Origin of the sequence: Salinibacillus aidingensis (assembly GCF_039522525.1) — a bacterium.
Taxonomy (GTDB): domain Bacteria; phylum Bacillota; class Bacilli; order Bacillales; family Alkalibacillaceae; genus Salinibacillus; species Salinibacillus aidingensis.
This window is the reverse complement of sequence record NZ_BAAADO010000001.1, coordinates 389,690-406,851: the sequence shown is the minus strand read 5'-3', so window position 1 is coordinate 406,851 and position 17,162 is coordinate 389,690. Positions and strand designations below refer to the sequence as shown.

The following is a 17,162-nucleotide window of genomic DNA, read 5'->3' as shown; positions in this document are numbered from 1 at the left end:
AATTATGATATGAGCCATGGTGTATATGTTCAGTCGTTATTTCCACTGCGTGATAGCGACTGTTCATGTTTTGTTTTTTCGACTAAGAGGTGGGGCTATGAATACTGAACGTAAATCTGTCATTGTAAAAGAGATTCAATACTGGAAAGATAAACGTCTATTACCGAGTGTCTACTGTGATTTTCTTCTCGCATTGTATACAGAAGGAAATGGATTTGAAAATGAGTCATCTAAAGCTGGCAATAAGAAAAAATTATGGCTTACGATTGACTCTGTTTTTTTACTTTCTCTGATACCGTTTTCAATTCTTATCACTCATTTTACTGAATTTGTGCTTGTATTGCAAATAGGTATAGCTCTTTTGTTTATTCTTATTGGACTATTTCACTTTACAGCTTTTAAAACCAGGAACTTGGAATATGCCCATGTGGCCTTAGTCTCCAGTCTCCTTATTCTTCTGATAATATCTGTATCCATAATCAGTGAACTAGCCATTTCTGACTTTTGGGTATATTTAACGATTTTTTTAAATGGCCTGATTTGGCTTAAGGCTGGTTTAATTTATAAATATAAATATCTTATCGTCTGCAGTCTTGTGAATGTCATGTTTGTCGGATTCTCTATATTTCAATAAATTTTCATTTTTACCCCTTTCCTATAAAGGGTTTTTCAAGTAAAATATGTATAGTCTGTATATACTTAACAATATTAACGAGCAGAGGGGATTACATAAGGAGGAAATAAATAATGAAAAAAAATCCAGTAATACCTTTTGGGATTATTGCAGCTTTAGGAATTGTGGCTATGATTATTTTATCGGGTGTAGGTGTAAACCAGATGGATGAAGCTGGTAAAGGTGAAAAAGGAGATTCAACCGAACAACAGGCTGAAGGCGGCGGAGAAACGACAGATGCGAAACCGGAAGATATTTTTCAAAACACATGCGCATCCTGTCATGGTGCTGATCTTGCCGGAACGGGTGCTGCCCCTTCTTTACAAACTGTAGGCAGCAAATATTCAGCGTCTGAGATAGAGGAAATTATTAATGATGGTACAGATGGTGGAATGCCTGGAGGATTAGTTGAACCTGAAGAGGCAACTAAAATTTCTGAATGGTTAGCTGAAAAGAAATAATAGTTCATCCAGGTGATTTTTACTGGGTGATGGAAGAAAAGCTTTCTAACTTGTAGAAAGCTTTTCTTATTGGATAAAATACATAAAGTGAAACTTCCATCAGTGGGGGGGTTCACATCCCCCACTGATGGTTAGTTGAACTTATCAGTAATTTACTTGCGGTTTAACCCTACTTAGTCTTGTTGGGTTACCCTCAAGACTTGAGTGGGGGTATTACGTCCAGTTAATGCGTGATAAATAACAAAAACATCACACGAAAAGTGAGGATAAATCTTAATGGCTGAGCTTCAATTATCAAATCGTTTAAAATCAATCACAAATTATTTACCGGAACAGCCCTTATTTGCTGATATTGGTTCAGATCATGCCTATTTACCCTGCTATGTCTGCTTACATGATTCAAAGGCGAGAGCTATAGCCGGGGAAATTAATCAGGGACCTTATCAGAGGGCCTATGAACAGGTGGAAAAGTGGAATTTATCGGACCGAATACACGTACGTCAGGGCGATGGTTTATCGGTTCTGGAGCCCAATGAAGCAGAACAGATTGTGATTGCTGGAATGGGGGGGACTCTAATCACGAATATTTTGGAAAATGGAAAAGAAAAACTTGCCGGTGTTAACCGAATTATTGCTCAGCCCAATATTAATGCGAGGTATATCCGAAAATGGTTTCATGCTCATTCATTTGTTCTGTCGGCTGAGGAGGTTATGGAAGAGGATGGGCGTTTCTATGAGATATTAATTGCCGATTATCAGCCTGATCTGGTAACAAAGGAAATAACTGAAAAGGAATATTATTTTGGTCCATTTAATTTGCAGGACAAAAATCAGGCCTTTATCAAAAAGTGGGAGCATGTACTGGAAAGAAAAAAGCAGATTATTGCTCAAATGAAAAATGCTTCACAGCCTGATGAAGAGAAGATAGCTGAATTTGAACAACAAATGAACTGGTTAAAGGAGGTTTTAAAAAATGAATAAAACGCTAACGGCTCAGGAATTGGTGAAAATGTTTGAACACTGGGCACCTAAGTCTTTAGCCATGGAAGGTGATAAAATTGGTCTGCATGTGGGGACATTGAATAAGAAGATCCGTAAAGTGATGGTCACGCTTGATGTCCTGGAAAATGTAGTGGATGAAGCTATTGAAAAAAATGTAGATTTTATTTTTGCTCATCATCCTTTTATTTTTAAGCCATTGAAAAAGGTAACCCAGGATGATGAAAAGGGACGGATACTTGGAAAATTAATGAAACACGATATTACGGTCTATGTTGCCCATACTAATCTTGATATCGCCAATGGTGGCATGAATGACATGCTTATGGACGAACTTGGGATAAAGGAACGTGACGTATTGATTGAAATGGGGAAAGAGGAATTGTATAAATTTGTTGTATTTGTTCCTGAATCTCATCAGGAAGAAGTCCGGGAGGCTCTGGGAAACAGTGGGGCAGGTCATATTGGCCTATACAGCCACTGTACATTCCAGACTCAGGGACAGGGTACCTTTAAACCTCTTGAAGGAACCAATCCATACATAGGCAGCCAGGGTGAGCTTGAGAAGGTTGATGAAGTTCGGATGGAGACGATTGTTCCGAAGCATTTGCTCACTCAAGTCCTGCGAGAGGCTGAAGAAGCACATCCTTATGAAGAAATGGCTTATGATCTATATCCATTGGAAAACGAAGGGTCATCATTTGGCTTAGGAAGAATCGGAACCTTAGACGAGAAGATGACTTTAAAAGAATTTGCTGAACATGTAAAAAAATCCTTTGATGTTCCAGCTTTACGGGTGGTTGGTGATCTGAATAAATCAATCCGGACCGTGGGAATCATTGGCGGGGACGGAAATAAATTTCTTACCCAGGTAAAAAGAAAAGGTGCTGACGTTTTTATAACAGGAGACCTTTATTATCATACCGCCCATGATGCAATGGGGATAGGACTTAATGTGATTGACCCGGGTCATCATGTGGAAAAGGTTATGAAAAATGGTGTGAAAAATTATTTGGAAGAGCAATGTCAGAAGGATAATAAGGATGTGGAAATTATTGCTTCTACAGCAAATACAGAACCCTTCCAATTTTTATAAATTATATGAATGAGGCCGGGTCATAACTAATTTGCTTGTCCATAAACCGAATTATATAATAGCCTAGCGGAGGAAATATACGTAGACTCCTGTTCGGTTAAGAGCGGCACGTCCTGTGCCGACACCGACACTTGAACGCCTGTTCGTCGTGGGAGGAAGGCCTAGGTGAGACCCCGCAAAGAAAAAGTGAAGGCGACCGTTTAGGCCCGACAGCATAAGCAGAATCCATGAAGTGACACGCTTTTTGTCACGTAGTGGATTCTGCTTATGACTGCTTGGGCCTGGGAGCCGTAACTGGACAAGCGCGATAGCGCGAGGAGGCTCACCAGCCGCTCACGGCAAAGAAGACACTACGAAAACTACCTTTGGGAGCTTGAGTAGATGTCGCACTTGTGCCCTTGGGTGAAAGCGAAGTATATTTCCGTAGCGATGGGTGCTACACCTAACATAATTCGGATTTATTTTTAGCAAAAGCACTTTTTTCCCAGCCTCGTTTTTGGTTTTGTATTTGCTAGGCTTTCTTTTCCTTTACTTTAGGAAGGATTTTTTGTTTCTCCACATTAGAAGAGGTGTCCCAGGTGTCCGGGTTAGCTGGGTTATATCCTTCAATAAATTTAATAACCTCTTTTGTAATCGGTGTTGGTGTGGAGGCACCTGCTGTTACTGCTACTGTGGATCTGCCTTCCAGCCATTCCAGTTTTAACTCGGATAAATCAGCAATACGGTAGGCTTTTGTGCCGGCAATTTCCTCAGATACCTGTGCAAGTCTATTGGAATTATTAGACCTTGGATCTCCGACAACAATTGTAAGGTCTGCTTCTTTAGCCTGTTCAGCGACAGCCTCCTGTCTCACCTGTGTTGCCATACAAATTTCCTGAACCATATCTGTCTGTGGATATTTTTCCTTTACTCTCTGCATGACATCATAAACATCCCACTGACTCATGGTGGTTTGGTTAGTCACTAGAATTTTGTCTGCATGAATGTCCAGCTGTTCTACATCCTCTTCTGTTTGGACCACATATACATGCTCAGGAGCCACACCGGCAGCACCTTCAGGCTCAGGATGTCCTTTTTTTCCGATATAAACGATTTCATATCCTTCCTTCACCTTATCTCGAATGAGGTTATGGGTTTTGGTCACATCCGGACAGGTCGCATCTAAAACGGTTAATCCCTTCTGTTTAGCACGTTCTTTAACTTCCGGTGACACTCCATGGGCTGTAAAAATAACGGTACCTTCGTTTATGTCTTCCAGCAAATCCGCACGATTTTTTCCGTCGAGAGTGATGACGCCTTCTTCTTTGAAAGCATCCGTGACGTGATTATTATGGACAATCATACCGAGAATATAAATAGGGCGAGGCAGGTTTTTATCTCTTGTTGCATTCTTGGCAATGACCATAGCATCAACAACACCATAGCAGTACCCACGCGGAGCAATTTTTATAACTTCCATAGATTGATTCCCCCTCAAAAATCTATTTGAAATCATGTATGTATCGTTTTAACCTGTTTCTTTCATTATAAAGGTTAGGAGTCATTAAGACAAAAGAATTCACGGGACATTGGCAAATTTATGTATACTTTAATATAATATATATGCACGAATGAAAAAGGAGACCACTTATATGAGTCAACGTACTTTTAAAGATTTTACATTTCAGCCGTTTTTGTATGAAGTTATTGATAAGCTTAACTTCAGAGAACCTACGCCTATACAGGGGGAGGTTATCCCTTATGCGTTAAAAAAGCAGAGTTTAATTGGCCAGTCACATACAGGTTCAGGAAAGACACATGCATACCTTTTGCCTCTGTTTAATCAAATAGATGTTACGCATAATCATGTACAAGCTGTGATCACAGTTCCAACTCGTGAGCTGGCCATGCAGATTTATGATGAGGTCAGGAAAATGATTGAGTATGCAGACGAGGAAGAAAGCATCCGGGCCAAACTGATCATCGGTGGAACAGATAAGCAGAAAATGATGGATAAGCTCAAGCGTCCGCCTCACATTATCGTTGGCACACCAGGACGTATTCTGGACTTAGTTATGGAGGGGGCATTGGATTTATATACAGCCTCATCCATGGTTATTGATGAAGCCGATTTGCTTATTGATTTAGGATTAATTGAAGAGACAGACCAGATTTTAGTCCGAATGCCTGAAAAGCTGCAAATAATGGTGTTTTCGGCCACATTCCCGGTTCAGCTTCAACATTTCCTGAAAAAATATATTGAAAATCCAAAGCATATTACCATTACGGGTCAGAGTCTTGTCCCGGAAACGATGGAACACCGGTTAATTCCATTAAGGCACAGGGAAAAGGCTGACTTAATGGTGGAAATAACAAACGTTATTCACCCATATCTTGCCTTAATTTTTGTCAACAAAAAAGAGCATGCAGACGAATTGGCGAATCAGCTGATTCAAAAAGGACTGGAAACCGGAATTATGCATGGAGGACTTACTCCCCGTGAACGAAAGCGGACGCTAAAGAATATTAAAAATCTGGAATACCAGTATATTGTCGCTACAGATCTGGCTGCACGCGGAATCGATATACCTGGGATCAGTCATATCTTTAATGCTGAATTACCCAAAGAACCAGAAGATTATATCCATCGTGTGGGCAGGACAGCTAGAGCAGGCCTGGAGGGGACAGCCGTCAGCTTCTATAAGGATAAGGATGAAAAGCTGATTGAAAAACTCGAAAGTAAAGGTATTGATTTTACCCATTATGATATTAAGAACAATGAATGGGTTGAAATTAAAGATTGGGATCAGCGCAGAAAAAGAGAAAAGTCTGAGAATGATCAGTTAGAAGCTGAGGCCTGGAAAAAAGTCCGGAAAAAGAAAAAAGTAAAGCCCGGTTATAAAAAGAAAATGAAAAAAGAAGCTGAGCAGGTGAAAAAGCAGCTGAAGAAAAAGCAGCAACAGCAAAATAAAAACAGAGGAAACAGGGGGAGGAGATAAGTATGCTTAAAATAGGGTCTCATGTATCCATGAAAGGAAAAAAGATGCTGGAAGGTGCAAGTGAGGAAGCCGTTTCCTATAATGCGAACACATTTATGATTTATACGGGTGCACCACAGAACACGAGGCGTAAGGCGATTGATGAACTTAATATAGAAGCTGGAAAAGCCCACATGAAAGAGAATGGAATAGAAGAAATTGTTGTTCATGCACCATATATCATCAATATTGGCAATACTACAAAGCCGGCGACGTTTCAGCTTGGTGTTGATTTCTTAAAATCAGAAATCGATCGGACAGAGGCTATTGGTGCGAAACAGATTGTTCTACATCCAGGGTCCCATGTTGGAGAGGGAGCTGAAAAGGGAATTGCCAAAATCATTGAAGGTCTGAATGAAGTCATTGATCCAAAACAGGATGTACAAATTGCATTGGAAACCATGGCTGGTAAAGGATCCGAATGTGGACGTACATTTGAAGAGCTCGCTCGAATTATTGATGGTGTAACTCATAATGAGAAATTGTCCGTTTGTATGGATACCTGTCATATCCATGATGCCGGCTATGATGTGATTCATGATTTCGATGGAGTGCTGGAAGAGTTTGATAAGGTCGTTGGACTCGACCGAATTAAAGTGCTGCACATAAATGACAGTAAAAATGTCAGAGGAGCACAAAAAGACCGACATCAAAATATAGGTTTTGGTGAGATTGGTTTTGAACCCTTAACTTATGTGGTCCATCATCCAGAATTCACACACTTACCAAAAATACTGGAAACTCCATATGTAGGAGAAGACAAGAAAAACAAAAAGCCACCATATAAGCATGAAATTCAAATGCTCCGCACCAAAGAATTCGATGAAGACATGAAAAATAAAATTATGGGTGATTAAGAAAAGCGGAGGCGACTGTTCAGGTCATGCGGGATAAGCACGCCCCATTGCGCACATTACTTGTGTTCAATGGGGCGTGCTTTATATAAAGCTAAAACAAATGATCAACTCCATATTTTTTAATTAAGTCGTTAAATAATCGGTTTGCTTTTTTGGCAGTCTCTTCATCTTTAATTTGTGCTATCTTTTTCAGGATTTTAATCCGATCCTTTTCGTTAAAGGGATCAAAGGATGTGTTCTTTATATATTTCGTCATTTGGTCTGCTTCACTGTGTGTCAGCGAAAATCCGTACTGTTTTCCATACTGAATCATTTCATTGGCAGTTAAACCTGCTAATTTTTCACGTATAATTTGACGAATAATATGTTTCACAGTTATCAACCTCAATTTTTTTTATTTCTGTATATTATATGTGAGCAGATTTGAATGTGAACACAAAAGATTGGTTAATAATGACACGTAAGATTTTTACCCATCTGCACATGATAAGATTGTACCTCTTCATTGGAAAGTGAGGGATAATCATGACTTCACATGACAATAAAAATAATCAACACAGATCCTATGCAGATGACAGCTGGCGTCCGGACGAAAGAAATACCAATTATTATTCTCAGGGTCAGCTGGGTGCAAATACCAATTTTGAATCGGCAGAAGACCGAAACTTTGACGAGCAGAAGCGTGAAGAAGAGTTTGCAGCTGAGACAGCTATCAGTCCCAATGAACTTGATGATCGCACGCAAATGGCTGAACGTGAAACACACATGGAGGAAACGGCAGAAGCCGGATGGGGATGGGCTGCAATTATCCTGTCCTTATTAGCCTTCTTCATGTGGCCGCTTGTCATGGGTATTGCAGGTATCGTGGTTGGTGTAATGGCAAAAAGAAGAGGTGCAGATACACTGGGTAATATCGCGATTGTTGCAGGTATAGCTGCTATCGTGATTAACTTATTCTTAGCTCCATTTGTCTGACGACTGGAGCCGGAAATATATCCACTACACAAAAGCCCCCGATTATCGGGGGCTTTTGTACTTTGTTTTAAACTTCTACCTTGTTCTGTTTTTGTTCCCTGGCATATTCTTCTGCAAGCTTATCAACTTCTTTTTTCAGCTCTTCAACCATGATGTCTTCAGGTACCTTTCGAATGATTTCTCCATGTCTGAAGAGCAGACCTTCACCTCTTGCCCCTGCGATGCCAATATCGGCTTCCCGGGCTTCACCTGGACCATTTACGGCGCAGCCAAGTACAGCAACCTTAATAGGTGCCCGTATTTCTGAAATATATTCTTCAACTTCATTGGCTATAGATATTAAGTCAATTTCAATGCGGCCACAGGTCGGACAGGAAATGAGTGTAGCTGCATTGGAAGCCAAACCAAAGGATTTTAGCAATTCACGGGCAACCTTCACCTCTTCAACAGGATCGGCACTTAATGAAATTCTTAAGGTGCTTCCTATTCCTTTGCTTAATATAGCCCCTAAACCAGCAGCGCTTTTTACTGTACCTGCGAATAAGGTTCCTGATTCAGTAATCCCCAGATGAAGTGGATAAGGAATCACTTTGGCGGCTTTTTCATAAGCCTCAATAGCAAGAGATACATCAGAAGCCTTTAGTGACACTATGATGTCATGAAAATCCAGGTCTTCTAAAATTTTTATATGATGCAATGCACTCTCGACCATGCCATCTGCGGTAGGATAACCGTATTTTTTCAGAATATGCTTTTCCAGTGAACCTGCGTTAACCCCAATACGGATAGGAACCCCTTTTTCCTTGGCTGCATTCACTACAGCTTCCACCTTGTCTCTTTTTCCAATATTACCGGGGTTAATGCGAATTTTATCCGCTCCACCTTCAATCGCTTTCAGAGCTAATCGATAATCAAAATGAATATCTACTACGAGTGGAATATTAATTCTTTTTTTGATTTCAGGAATGGCGTTGGCTGCTCTTTCATCCGGGCATGCTACTCTCACAACCTGACAGCCAGCTTGAACTAATTGACCAATTTGATTCACTGTAGCATCAACATCATGTGTTTTTGTTGTAGTCATGGATTGGATGACCACTTCATTTTTACCACCAATGGTTAAATCTCCAACTCGAACCTGTCTTGTATCCTGACGATGTATGACTTCGGACATAATAACGCTCCTTTACGTCTTACAATTAAAAATTTTTAAACAAACATCTACCATTATTATATCGGTTTATCCTGAACTTGAGAAGTAAATATGCCGGAAAAGTGTTTTTAAAATCATTAGTTACTCGTTGCTGTATTTAGGGAAAAAGTAGGTTTCGCCGATCTGAATCTCATTTGGATTGACTTCAGGATTCAATGTCTGAAAATCATCCAATAATGTCCGTATCTCTACCGGCTCTTCATTAAGGTTTTCAGATATGGAAAGGACGGTTTCACCAGGTTTGACAGTGTGTGTAACAGGTCTATATTCGGGCTCGTTTTCCTGGTCGATCTCACGGTCTGTGGATGCATTGGCTGGAGTATCCTCTTTGTTGTTCATTTCTGCAGCCGGGTTCTCCTGAAATTGAGACTTCGTAGCGGTACCTACAGTTATATCGTGAATAATACTCCTTATAAATAACAGGACAATGATAATAAGTACGAGCTTCTTTAAAAGCTTCAAGCTGTTCCCTCCTTTACTTAGACACTAAAAAATCATCCATAGAAATGAAACATTTTCGGCATTTATTCCGTATGTAAAGTAAGAAATCTGGTCGTTGATAATGGGGTGACTGGTTATGTTTTTAAGCTCAACGTTTGCTGGACTAATCTTAACTTTTTTTGGCTTTATGCTACTCATGGGTGAGTTTCTGGTTAAATTACGAGGGATTTCAGGTCTTTTAGGTTTCGGTTTTATATTCGTGTATTTTCAGGCTCATTTAGAAAGTATGAACACTTTTTTAGTTACGTTTATCTTTTTGCTGGCTCTTGCCTTATTGATGATTGACGGGAACATAACCAATGACGGAACATTGTCAGTGATCGCCATACTAATGATGGTGTTGATCATTGGACTAATTCCCGGACATTGGTTAACAGGTGCTTATGGTATTACAGGTTTAATTCTAGGCATAAGCTCCAGTTTCCTTTTTTTGAAGGTGTTCCCGTCAAGAAATATGTGGAATAAAATAACTCTGTTTGACCGTCTGACAAATGAAGCCGGGTATCATACTATGAAAAAATCCTATCGTAATCTTGTTCATGAGAAGGGAGTAACGGTTACACAATTGAGACCCGCAGGAACCATCCGTATAGGTGAAAATGAATATAGTGCAGTCTCCAATGGGAAATGGATTGATCGAAATACAGAGGTCTTGGTTACACAAGTGGATGGGACAAAAATAATGGTGGAACTGGCGGAATTGGTGGAAAATTAAGAGAGCATTAACAAAAACTTCATATCCCCTTAACAAAAGCATGTCATACTTGTGTTGGATAAAAGGGGGAACATAGGTGAACTGGAGATATTTACTAAAAAAGCAATCAAAAAATAAGAAAAAGATGACCTTTTTACTTCGAATTATTATTACGGTTTTTATTTTAATTATTATTTCTTTATCTACAATAGGTTTTTTATCTTATTCAAAAGTTAAAGAGAGTCATTATACTCTGGTACAGGAACGTGTGGAACGGGAAATCTTTATCATAAGGCAAACGGCCCGAAATTTAAAGTATGCTTATATCTCAAATAACCAATCTTTTGAAGAGCAGATGATAAATGCAATTGAGGATCAAAAGATTAAACTTATGCAAAATGATTTCCATGCAAGATTCTTTTTCATAAATAATAATGGGGAAAACCGGGAACTGGAAAACAGAAACCTTGAAGATGTGGAAATTAATAAAGCTATTATAGAAAATGTAAGGTCTCAGGAAGATAACTCCTTTATAGGGGAGATGAACAATCAAAACTGGTTATTTGCTTTTGCAGAAGTCCAGGAATTACAGGGTACAGTTTTAATTGCGATACCTGAACGGGACATACTGGCTTCTGCTAACTCATTAGCTAAATATTTTTTAACCGTTGGACTTATAAGTGTAATTGTCATTTCCATTGTACTTGCTCTGGTGATGAAGAAAATCACACATCCGCTCAGAGAATTGAGAAATGAAATGAGAAGAGCGCGTGATGGCAAATTCAATGAAGTACAACCGGTTAATAGCAATATTCCGGAAATTCGTTCGTTAAACAAAAGTTTTCAAATGTTAATTCATACGATTTCGAGTATGTTCCAAAATATTGAGAGTGCGGTTGCCCAACTTAATCATACAGGAGAGGAATTATCATCATCATCAGATAACTTAGCTGCGACCCAATTATCTATGAAAGATGACTTACTAAATGTTAAAGATAATGCCAAAAATATACAAGGGAACTTTTCAAACTATAAAGAAAGCTTCCAAAAATTGCAGGAATCCATGAGTATGCTCTTAAGTGAGTTTCATACCATGCGTAAAAAACAAGAAAAAATGAATGATGCAGTAGATGATGGAACGAGTAGTGTTCGGTCCATAATTCAAGTGTTGGAATCGTTCCATGACAGCATTGAAATTATGGGGCATAAAATTGAGGAATTTCAGGACTATACAAATAATATAAAGATAGCAGGTAGTATGATTCAGGACATATCAGAAAAAACAAGGCTTTTATCTTTGAATGCAACGATTGAAGCAGCAAAGGCAGGTGAACACGGAAGAGGTTTTGCCGTCGTTGCTAAAGAAGTGCGAAAGCTTGCAGAAAGTTCAAGGGAAGCAGCAATGGAAATTGATCAAAAGGTGATGGATACACTAAATATGGGTCAATTCTTTATGTCACAGTTTCATACGTTATCTAAGGAACTGTCAACACAATTAATAAATGCCAAAAATTCTAGTTATACGTTCAATGAATTGGCAAAGCAAATTGAGGAATTAAATGTACATATCAACCGTAGTGCTGAAGAAGTAGAAAAAACGGAAGTTGTTATTCCTGAATTAGAACAAGCTTTTGAGAATTTTAATCATAATACGTTTGAAACAATACGTTCAGTAAGTAAACTTTATCAAACGGCTGAACAGCAACAGGCTGTTATGAATGAGAGCGATGAAATCAGAATGCAGCTGCTGGTCCTTGGAAAATCATTATCCACAGTAATTACAAGTAAAAAGTAAAACAATAAAAAATCCAGGTCCATTTACGGACCTGGATTTTTTATATTTAAACGATAATGGGCAGGATAAGTGGAATAAAATGATTTTTATAACCTAATGTTAAGATAGTGTAAATTTTTTCGAAAATCCTTTACAAACCTCTGCGGTTTCATTAATAATGATATAGGCATTTTAAAGAAATAGACAACTTTGATTTTGGATAAGGAGTGTACAAACGTTGGAACTGGATGTACAAACATTAATATTTCAATTTATCGGTGGTTTAGGTATCTTTCTTTTTGGTATTAAATACATGGGGGATGGTCTTCAAAGATCAGCTGGAGATCGCCTTAGAGATATATTAGATCGTTTTACAACAAACCCTTTTATGGGCGTTTTAACAGGTATTATTGTTACCATTTTAATTCAATCAAGCTCCGGGACTACCGTTCTTGTTGTTGGTCTCGTAAACGCTGGGTTCATGACATTAAGACAGGCTATCGGAGTTATTATGGGGGCAAATATTGGTACGACGGTTACAGCATTTATCATTGGTATTGATATTGATCAGTATTCCCTTCCTATGATAGCTCTTGGTGCATTTTTAATCTTCTTCTTTAAAAATAAACGACTTACCTACGCAGGACAGGTATTCTTTGGTCTGGGTTCACTATTCTATGGTTTAGACTTAATGTCAGGAGCAATGTCTCCATTGCGGAGTTTGCAAGCATTTCAGGATTTGACAGTAAGCATGAGTGAAATTCCTCTGCTTGGGGTTGTGATTGGGGCAGTCTTTACGTTTATTGTACAAAGCTCAAGTGCAACGATTGGCATTCTGCAGGGACTGGCAGAACAGGGGGCAATTGGTCTTGATGCGGCATTACCAGTATTATTTGGTGATAATATTGGTACAACCATTACGGCTATCCTGGCTGCACTGGGAGCAAGTGTTGCGGCAAAACGTGCTGCACTTTCCCACGTTTTCTTTAACCTGGTAGGTACAGCATTATTCTTAATTTTGTTAACGCCTTTTACTCATTTTGTGGATTATTTACAGACACAGCTGAACTTAAATCCAAGATCTACAATTGCATTCGCTCACGGTACATTTAACATAACCAATACACTCCTTCAAATTTGGTTTGTTGGATTTATCGCGTATTTAGTAACCAAAGTTATCCCAGGCGAAGATGCAGTTATAGATTCCAAACCGATGCATCTGGATCCACTTATTATTCAGCAATCCCCATCGATTGCTATCGGACAGGCAAAGGATGAATCGATTCGTATGGGAGATCTTGCCCTGAAAGGACTGGAAGAAACAAGACTTTACTTGAACAATAATCATCAGAAGCATTCTGAACTTGCCCTATCCATGGAAGATGCTATCAATAATCTTGATAGGAAAATCACGGATTATTTAGGTAAGATATCAACATCTTCATTATCTACACCTGAAAGTAATCTGCATTCATCTGTAGTGGATAATGTAAGAGATATTGAACGTATTGGTGATCATTTTGAAAACATTGTAGAGCTTGTGGATTATAAAATCTCCAATAAGGTCCATTTAACGGAACAGGCACTGGAAGATGTGAATGAAATGTATAACCTTACACTGGTAACTGTAAAACAGGCATTAAAAGCATTTGAAGAACAGGATCATCAGGCAGCAATGGATGTGATTCAAAAAGAAGAACAAATCGACCAAATGGAGCGATCATACCGTAAAAAGCATATTTTGCGTTTGAATGAAGGAATTTGTTCCGGATCTGCAGGTATTGTCTTTGTAGATATCCTGAGTAACCTGGAACGAATAGGGGACCATGCCGTTAACATTGCTCAGGAACTAGTAGGAAAAGAAAATAAAATGAATGAGTAATACCCTTTTAAGAAAATATCCCGTTTTATGAATATACGGGATATTTTCTATTTTATAAAGAAAATCTTTAAAAACCCCTTGAAACATAAAGGGGGACATGCTATATTTACATATGTTCTTGAAATTAATCACGAAATAAATGTTGACACATTAAGCTAAACATGTTAAATTGTATCTTGTCGCTGAAATTCAATATTTATTTCAATCCATTATTATTATTCCACCGTAGCTCAGTGGTAGAGCAATCGGCTGTTAACCGATCGGTCGCAGGTTCGAATCCTGCCGGTGGAGCCATATGGCGGCGTAGCTCAGCTGGCGAGAGCGTACGGTTCATACCCGTGAGGTCGGGGGTTCGATCCCCTCCGCCGCTACCAATTACATATGGCGGCTGTGGCGAAGTGGTTAACGCACCGGATTGTGGCTCCGGCATCCGTGGGTTCGATTCCCACCAGTCGCCCCATTTAGAAAAGAATGATTCATAAGGACCCTTAGCTCAGCTGGTCAGAGCTATCGGCTCATAACCGATCGGTCGCAGGTTCGAATCCTGCAGGGTCCACCAAATTACGGAGGAGTACCCAAGTCCGGCTGAAGGGAGCGGTCTTGAAAACCGCCAGGGGCTTCACGGCCCGCGGGGGTTCGAATCCCTCCTCCTCCGCCATAAGGCTCGGTAGCTCAGTCGGTAGAGCAACGGACTGAAAATCCGTGTGTCGGCGGTTCGATTCCGTCCCGAGCCACCATATAAAAATGAATGTCTCCTTTCCGATAGAGTAATATAAAGCAAGCAGATTAAAATCTGCTTGCTTTTTTACGTTATTTAATATTTACGGTACTGAGCCGTTGGATTTTTGGTCATAATTAACATGTGTGGGAAAATATACAGCAAAATTGTTGCATCATGTGAATACGATTGTTAATCTTAATATAAAGGAATAACACTATATGGATGATGTTTTCCTTTGCATTACATATAATAAAAGGAGGAATTTATAATGGCTAATTTTGAACTTCCAGAATTACCTTATGCATACGATGCTTTAGAACCACACATCGATAAAGAAACGATGAACATTCATCACACAAAACACCATAATACTTATGTAACAAAACTTAATGCAGCACTTGAAGGACATGCAAATCTGCAGGACAAGTCTCTTGAAGACCTTCTTGGTAATTTTGATGCTGTTCCAGAGGATATCCGTACAGCTGTACGTAACAATGGTGGTGGCCATGCGAACCACAGTCTTTTCTGGACAGTAATGTCACCAAATGGTGGCGGACAACCAAAAGGTGAAGTTGCGGAGAAAATTAATGCTAAGTTTGGCAGCTACGATAAATTTAAAGAAGAATTTAAAGCTGCTGCAGCTGGACGTTTCGGTTCAGGCTGGGCTTGGTTAGTTGTGAACAATGGAGATGTTGAAATCACAAGTACGCCTAACCAGGATACTCCTCTAATGGAAGGCAAAACACCAATCTTAGGACTGGACGTTTGGGAGCATGCTTATTATCTTAAGTACCAGAATAAGCGTCCTGACTATATTGCAGCTTTCTGGAATGTTGTAAATTGGGATGAAGTTGAAAAGCGCTATCAGGCAGCAAAATAATAAAACTGTATAAAAAAAGCAGGGCATTGTGCCCTGCTTTTTTTATGACCTCTTTTCTCTGTAACCTGAATATCGTTATTGTTTCTGAAGAAAATAAGGTGTAGAGAAAAGGGGTTTGAAATATGAGCGAAAAACTAAAAGCGATTGTTGGTCATGTAGATGTTAATCGTGATTTGATTTTGCTGCTTACTATTGGTGGTTTATATTCCATTAGTATCTTTCTCTCCAACACATTTGTAAATATTTTTCTTTGGAAGCAGGCTGGTGATTATGCAACCATTGCCTTTTATAATTTGGCTGTTTATATAATGCAGCCGCTAACCTTTATTCTGGCAGGAAGATGGGCTAAAAAAGTCGACCGTGTAATTGTTTTACGACTGGGAGTAACTTTTTTATCCCTATTTTTTTTGACTGTATTAATTATGGGGGATTATGCGGAAAAGTACAACGTAATATTAGGAGGTATATTAGGCATTGGGTATGGTTTTTATTGGCTGGCCTTTCATGTGTTAACCTTTGAAATTACAGAACCGGAAACCAGAGACTTTTTTAACGGTTTTTTTGGATTGCTTCAGTCTTTGGGAGGAATGATTGGTCCCATTTCTGCCGGTTTCATCATTTCAAAAATGGAGGCTAACACAGGCTATACCACTATATTTACCATTTCTTTAGTTTTATTTGTCGTAGCCGTTATCTGCAGCTTCTTCCTTAATCGCAGAAGTGCAGAGGGAGAGTATAATTTTCGAATTATCTTAAAAGAAAGAAATAATAATAACAACTGGAAGCGGGTATTACAGGCTAATTATTCTCAGGGATTAAGAGAGGGGATCTTTTTATTTGTCATCTCTATCTGGGTCTTTTTAATAACCGACAGTGAATTTGCATTGGGAACATTTAACCTGATATTTTCCGGCTTTTCCTTTTTTGTCTATTACCTTGCGACCCGATTAATAAAACCTAAGTTCCGTAAAACCTCAATCTTAATTGGCGGGCTGATACTGTATACGTCCATTTACCTGATTATTTTCTTCAAAAGCTATACCGTTTTACTCATCTATGCAGCGATTATAGGTTTTGCCTATCCAATCATTTATGTACCTTATTTTTCGATTTCCTATGATGTCATAGGGACTTCATGGATGGCAAAAGAGAAGCGGATTGAATATATCGTAGTCCGTGAGTTGTTTCTGAATTCAGGGAGGGTAAGCTCTATTCTCCTGTTTCTTATTGTCACCTATCTGTTTGACACTGATAAAAGTATTCCTTACCTGCTCGCTACAATGGGTATCGGGCACTTAGCGATTTCTTATTTCTTTCGGGATATTCACCTCCCAGGGAAAAAACCGAATGAAGAAAATGTAGAAAAGGAAAATAAACCTTTAATTAATAAAGAGGTTGCAGAGGATGAGAATCGTTAAT

Annotated in this window: 16 protein-coding genes and 6 tRNA genes; 18 read left to right on the top strand and 4 right to left on the bottom strand. The window is 39.1% G+C overall.

Translation table 11 applies throughout. The annotated features are described in order from the left end of the window. Positions 1–97: 97 nt before the first annotated feature. The 4 genes from ABD006_RS02205 (at position 98) to ABD006_RS02190 (ending at position 3,229) form a co-directional block, all read left to right on the top strand. Positions 98–634 (top strand): hypothetical protein, encoded by a 537-nt coding sequence (locus ABD006_RS02205; protein WP_343837054.1) that lies wholly within the window; start codon positions 98–100, stop codon positions 632–634. Positions 635–747: 113 nt separating this feature from the next. Continuing rightward, positions 748–1,134, top strand: coding sequence for a cytochrome c550 (gene cccA, locus ABD006_RS02200; RefSeq protein ID WP_343837052.1), 387 nt, complete (start codon positions 748–750; stop codon positions 1,132–1,134). 276 nt (positions 1,135–1,410) lie between these two features. Next, positions 1,411–2,115, top strand: coding sequence for a tRNA (adenine(22)-N(1))-methyltransferase (locus tag ABD006_RS02195; RefSeq protein ID WP_343837050.1), 705 nt, complete (start codon positions 1,411–1,413; stop codon positions 2,113–2,115). Next, complete coding sequence (locus ABD006_RS02190) at positions 2,108–3,229, top strand: Nif3-like dinuclear metal center hexameric protein (RefSeq protein WP_343837048.1); 1,122 nt, start codon at positions 2,108–2,110, stop codon at positions 3,227–3,229. Before ABD006_RS02195 ends, ABD006_RS02190 begins: the two co-directional genes overlap by 8 nt. Before the next feature lie 511 nt (positions 3,230–3,740). Here ABD006_RS02190 and ABD006_RS02185 read toward each other — a convergent pair. Beyond that, positions 3,741–4,688, bottom strand: coding sequence for a 4-hydroxy-3-methylbut-2-enyl diphosphate reductase (locus ABD006_RS02185; RefSeq protein WP_343837046.1), 948 nt, complete (start codon positions 4,686–4,688; stop codon positions 3,741–3,743). 172 nt (positions 4,689–4,860) lie between these two features. Here ABD006_RS02185 and ABD006_RS02180 point away from each other — a divergent pair, with 172 nt between their 5' ends. After that, complete coding sequence (locus ABD006_RS02180; RefSeq protein ID WP_343837043.1) at positions 4,861–6,207, top strand: DEAD/DEAH box helicase; 1,347 nt, start codon at positions 4,861–4,863, stop codon at positions 6,205–6,207. A gap of 2 nt (positions 6,208–6,209) precedes the next feature. After that, positions 6,210–7,103 carry a deoxyribonuclease IV gene (locus ABD006_RS02175; protein WP_343837041.1) on the top strand — a complete coding sequence of 298 codons (894 nt, stop codon included), beginning with the start codon at positions 6,210–6,212 and terminating at the stop codon, positions 7,101–7,103. A 91-nt stretch (positions 7,104–7,194) separates the two neighbouring features. Here ABD006_RS02175 and ABD006_RS02170 read toward each other — a convergent pair whose 3' ends face one another. Continuing rightward, entirely contained in the window at positions 7,195–7,476 is a 282-nt protein-coding gene (locus ABD006_RS02170; protein ID WP_343837038.1) for a DUF2624 family protein, read from the bottom strand. 152 nt (positions 7,477–7,628) lie between these two features. Here ABD006_RS02170 and ABD006_RS02165 point away from each other — a divergent pair, with 152 nt between their 5' ends. Beyond that, the gene (locus ABD006_RS02165; protein ID WP_343837036.1) at positions 7,629–8,078 is read left to right on the top strand and encodes a DUF4190 domain-containing protein; all 450 of its coding nucleotides are present in this window, start codon (positions 7,629–7,631) and stop codon (positions 8,076–8,078) included. 67 nt (positions 8,079–8,145) lie between these two features. Here the strand turns inward: ABD006_RS02165 and ispG are convergent, their stop codons facing one another. Continuing rightward, positions 8,146–9,252 carry a flavodoxin-dependent (E)-4-hydroxy-3-methylbut-2-enyl-diphosphate synthase gene (gene ispG, locus ABD006_RS02160; RefSeq protein ID WP_343837034.1) on the bottom strand — a complete coding sequence of 369 codons (1,107 nt, stop codon included), beginning with the start codon at positions 9,250–9,252 and terminating at the stop codon, positions 8,146–8,148. Positions 9,253–9,372: 120 nt separating this feature from the next. Next, on the bottom strand, positions 9,373–9,753 hold the full coding sequence (locus tag ABD006_RS02155) for a LysM peptidoglycan-binding domain-containing protein (protein WP_343837031.1): 381 nt from the start codon (positions 9,751–9,753) through the stop codon (positions 9,373–9,375). Positions 9,754–9,868: 115 nt separating this feature from the next. On the opposite strand from ABD006_RS02155, the gene ABD006_RS02150 reads away from it, so the two are divergent. From ABD006_RS02150 to ABD006_RS02100, 11 genes are all read left to right on the top strand, one after another. Further along, positions 9,869–10,507 (top strand): NfeD family protein, encoded by a 639-nt coding sequence (locus ABD006_RS02150; RefSeq protein ID WP_343837028.1) that lies wholly within the window; start codon positions 9,869–9,871, stop codon positions 10,505–10,507. Between the two features lie 76 nt (positions 10,508–10,583). Continuing rightward, positions 10,584–12,281: a methyl-accepting chemotaxis protein gene (locus ABD006_RS02145; protein WP_343837026.1), complete on the top strand. Its 1,698-nt coding sequence runs from the start codon at positions 10,584–10,586 to the stop codon at positions 12,279–12,281. A gap of 217 nt (positions 12,282–12,498) precedes the next feature. Beyond that, positions 12,499–14,142, top strand: coding sequence for a Na/Pi cotransporter family protein (locus ABD006_RS02140; protein WP_343837024.1), 1,644 nt, complete (start codon positions 12,499–12,501; stop codon positions 14,140–14,142). A gap of 219 nt (positions 14,143–14,361) precedes the next feature. Next, a tRNA-Asn gene (locus tag ABD006_RS02135) sits at positions 14,362–14,436 on the top strand. A gap of 3 nt (positions 14,437–14,439) precedes the next feature. Then, a tRNA-Met gene (locus tag ABD006_RS02130) sits at positions 14,440–14,516 on the top strand. A gap of 10 nt (positions 14,517–14,526) precedes the next feature. Next, positions 14,527–14,602: transfer RNA gene (locus ABD006_RS02125), tRNA-His, on the top strand. A gap of 22 nt (positions 14,603–14,624) precedes the next feature. Then, a tRNA-Ile gene (locus tag ABD006_RS02120) sits at positions 14,625–14,701 on the top strand. A gap of 6 nt (positions 14,702–14,707) precedes the next feature. Beyond that, positions 14,708–14,800, top strand: a tRNA-Ser gene (locus tag ABD006_RS02115). Positions 14,801–14,803: 3 nt separating this feature from the next. Next, positions 14,804–14,879 (top strand) — tRNA-Phe (locus tag ABD006_RS02110). 252 nt (positions 14,880–15,131) lie between these two features. Continuing rightward, positions 15,132–15,743 (top strand): superoxide dismutase, encoded by a 612-nt coding sequence (locus tag ABD006_RS02105; protein WP_343837022.1) that lies wholly within the window; start codon positions 15,132–15,134, stop codon positions 15,741–15,743. A gap of 122 nt (positions 15,744–15,865) precedes the next feature. After that, positions 15,866–17,161, top strand: a complete 1,296-nt coding sequence (locus tag ABD006_RS02100) for an MFS transporter (RefSeq protein WP_343837019.1) — start codon at positions 15,866–15,868, stop codon at positions 17,159–17,161. The last annotated feature ends 1 nt before the right edge of the window (position 17,162 follow it).

Excerpts from the sequence above, each read along its gene's own strand:
- ABD006_RS02150 (WP_343837028.1), top strand. The coding sequence starts at position 9,869 with ATGTTTTTAAGCTCAACGTTTGCTGGACTAATCTTAACTTTTTTTGGC.
- ABD006_RS02165 (WP_343837036.1), top strand. The coding sequence starts at position 7,629 with ATGACTTCACATGACAATAAAAATAATCAACACAGATCCTATGCAGAT.
- ABD006_RS02180 (WP_343837043.1), top strand. The coding sequence starts at position 4,861 with ATGAGTCAACGTACTTTTAAAGATTTTACATTTCAGCCGTTTTTGTAT.
- ABD006_RS02175 (WP_343837041.1), top strand. The coding sequence starts at position 6,210 with ATGCTTAAAATAGGGTCTCATGTATCCATGAAAGGAAAAAAGATGCTG.
- ispG (WP_343837034.1), bottom strand. The coding sequence starts at position 9,252 with ATGTCCGAAGTCATACATCGTCAGGATACAAGACAGGTTCGAGTTGGA.
- ABD006_RS02195 (WP_343837050.1), top strand. The coding sequence starts at position 1,411 with ATGGCTGAGCTTCAATTATCAAATCGTTTAAAATCAATCACAAATTAT.
- ABD006_RS02190 (WP_343837048.1), top strand. The coding sequence starts at position 2,108 with ATGAATAAAACGCTAACGGCTCAGGAATTGGTGAAAATGTTTGAACAC.
- ABD006_RS02185 (WP_343837046.1), bottom strand. The coding sequence starts at position 4,688 with ATGGAAGTTATAAAAATTGCTCCGCGTGGGTACTGCTATGGTGTTGTT.
- ABD006_RS02105 (WP_343837022.1), top strand. The coding sequence starts at position 15,132 with ATGGCTAATTTTGAACTTCCAGAATTACCTTATGCATACGATGCTTTA.
- ABD006_RS02205 (WP_343837054.1), top strand. The coding sequence starts at position 98 with ATGAATACTGAACGTAAATCTGTCATTGTAAAAGAGATTCAATACTGG.
- cccA (WP_343837052.1), top strand. The coding sequence starts at position 748 with ATGAAAAAAAATCCAGTAATACCTTTTGGGATTATTGCAGCTTTAGGA.
- ABD006_RS02100 (WP_343837019.1), top strand. The coding sequence starts at position 15,866 with ATGAGCGAAAAACTAAAAGCGATTGTTGGTCATGTAGATGTTAATCGT.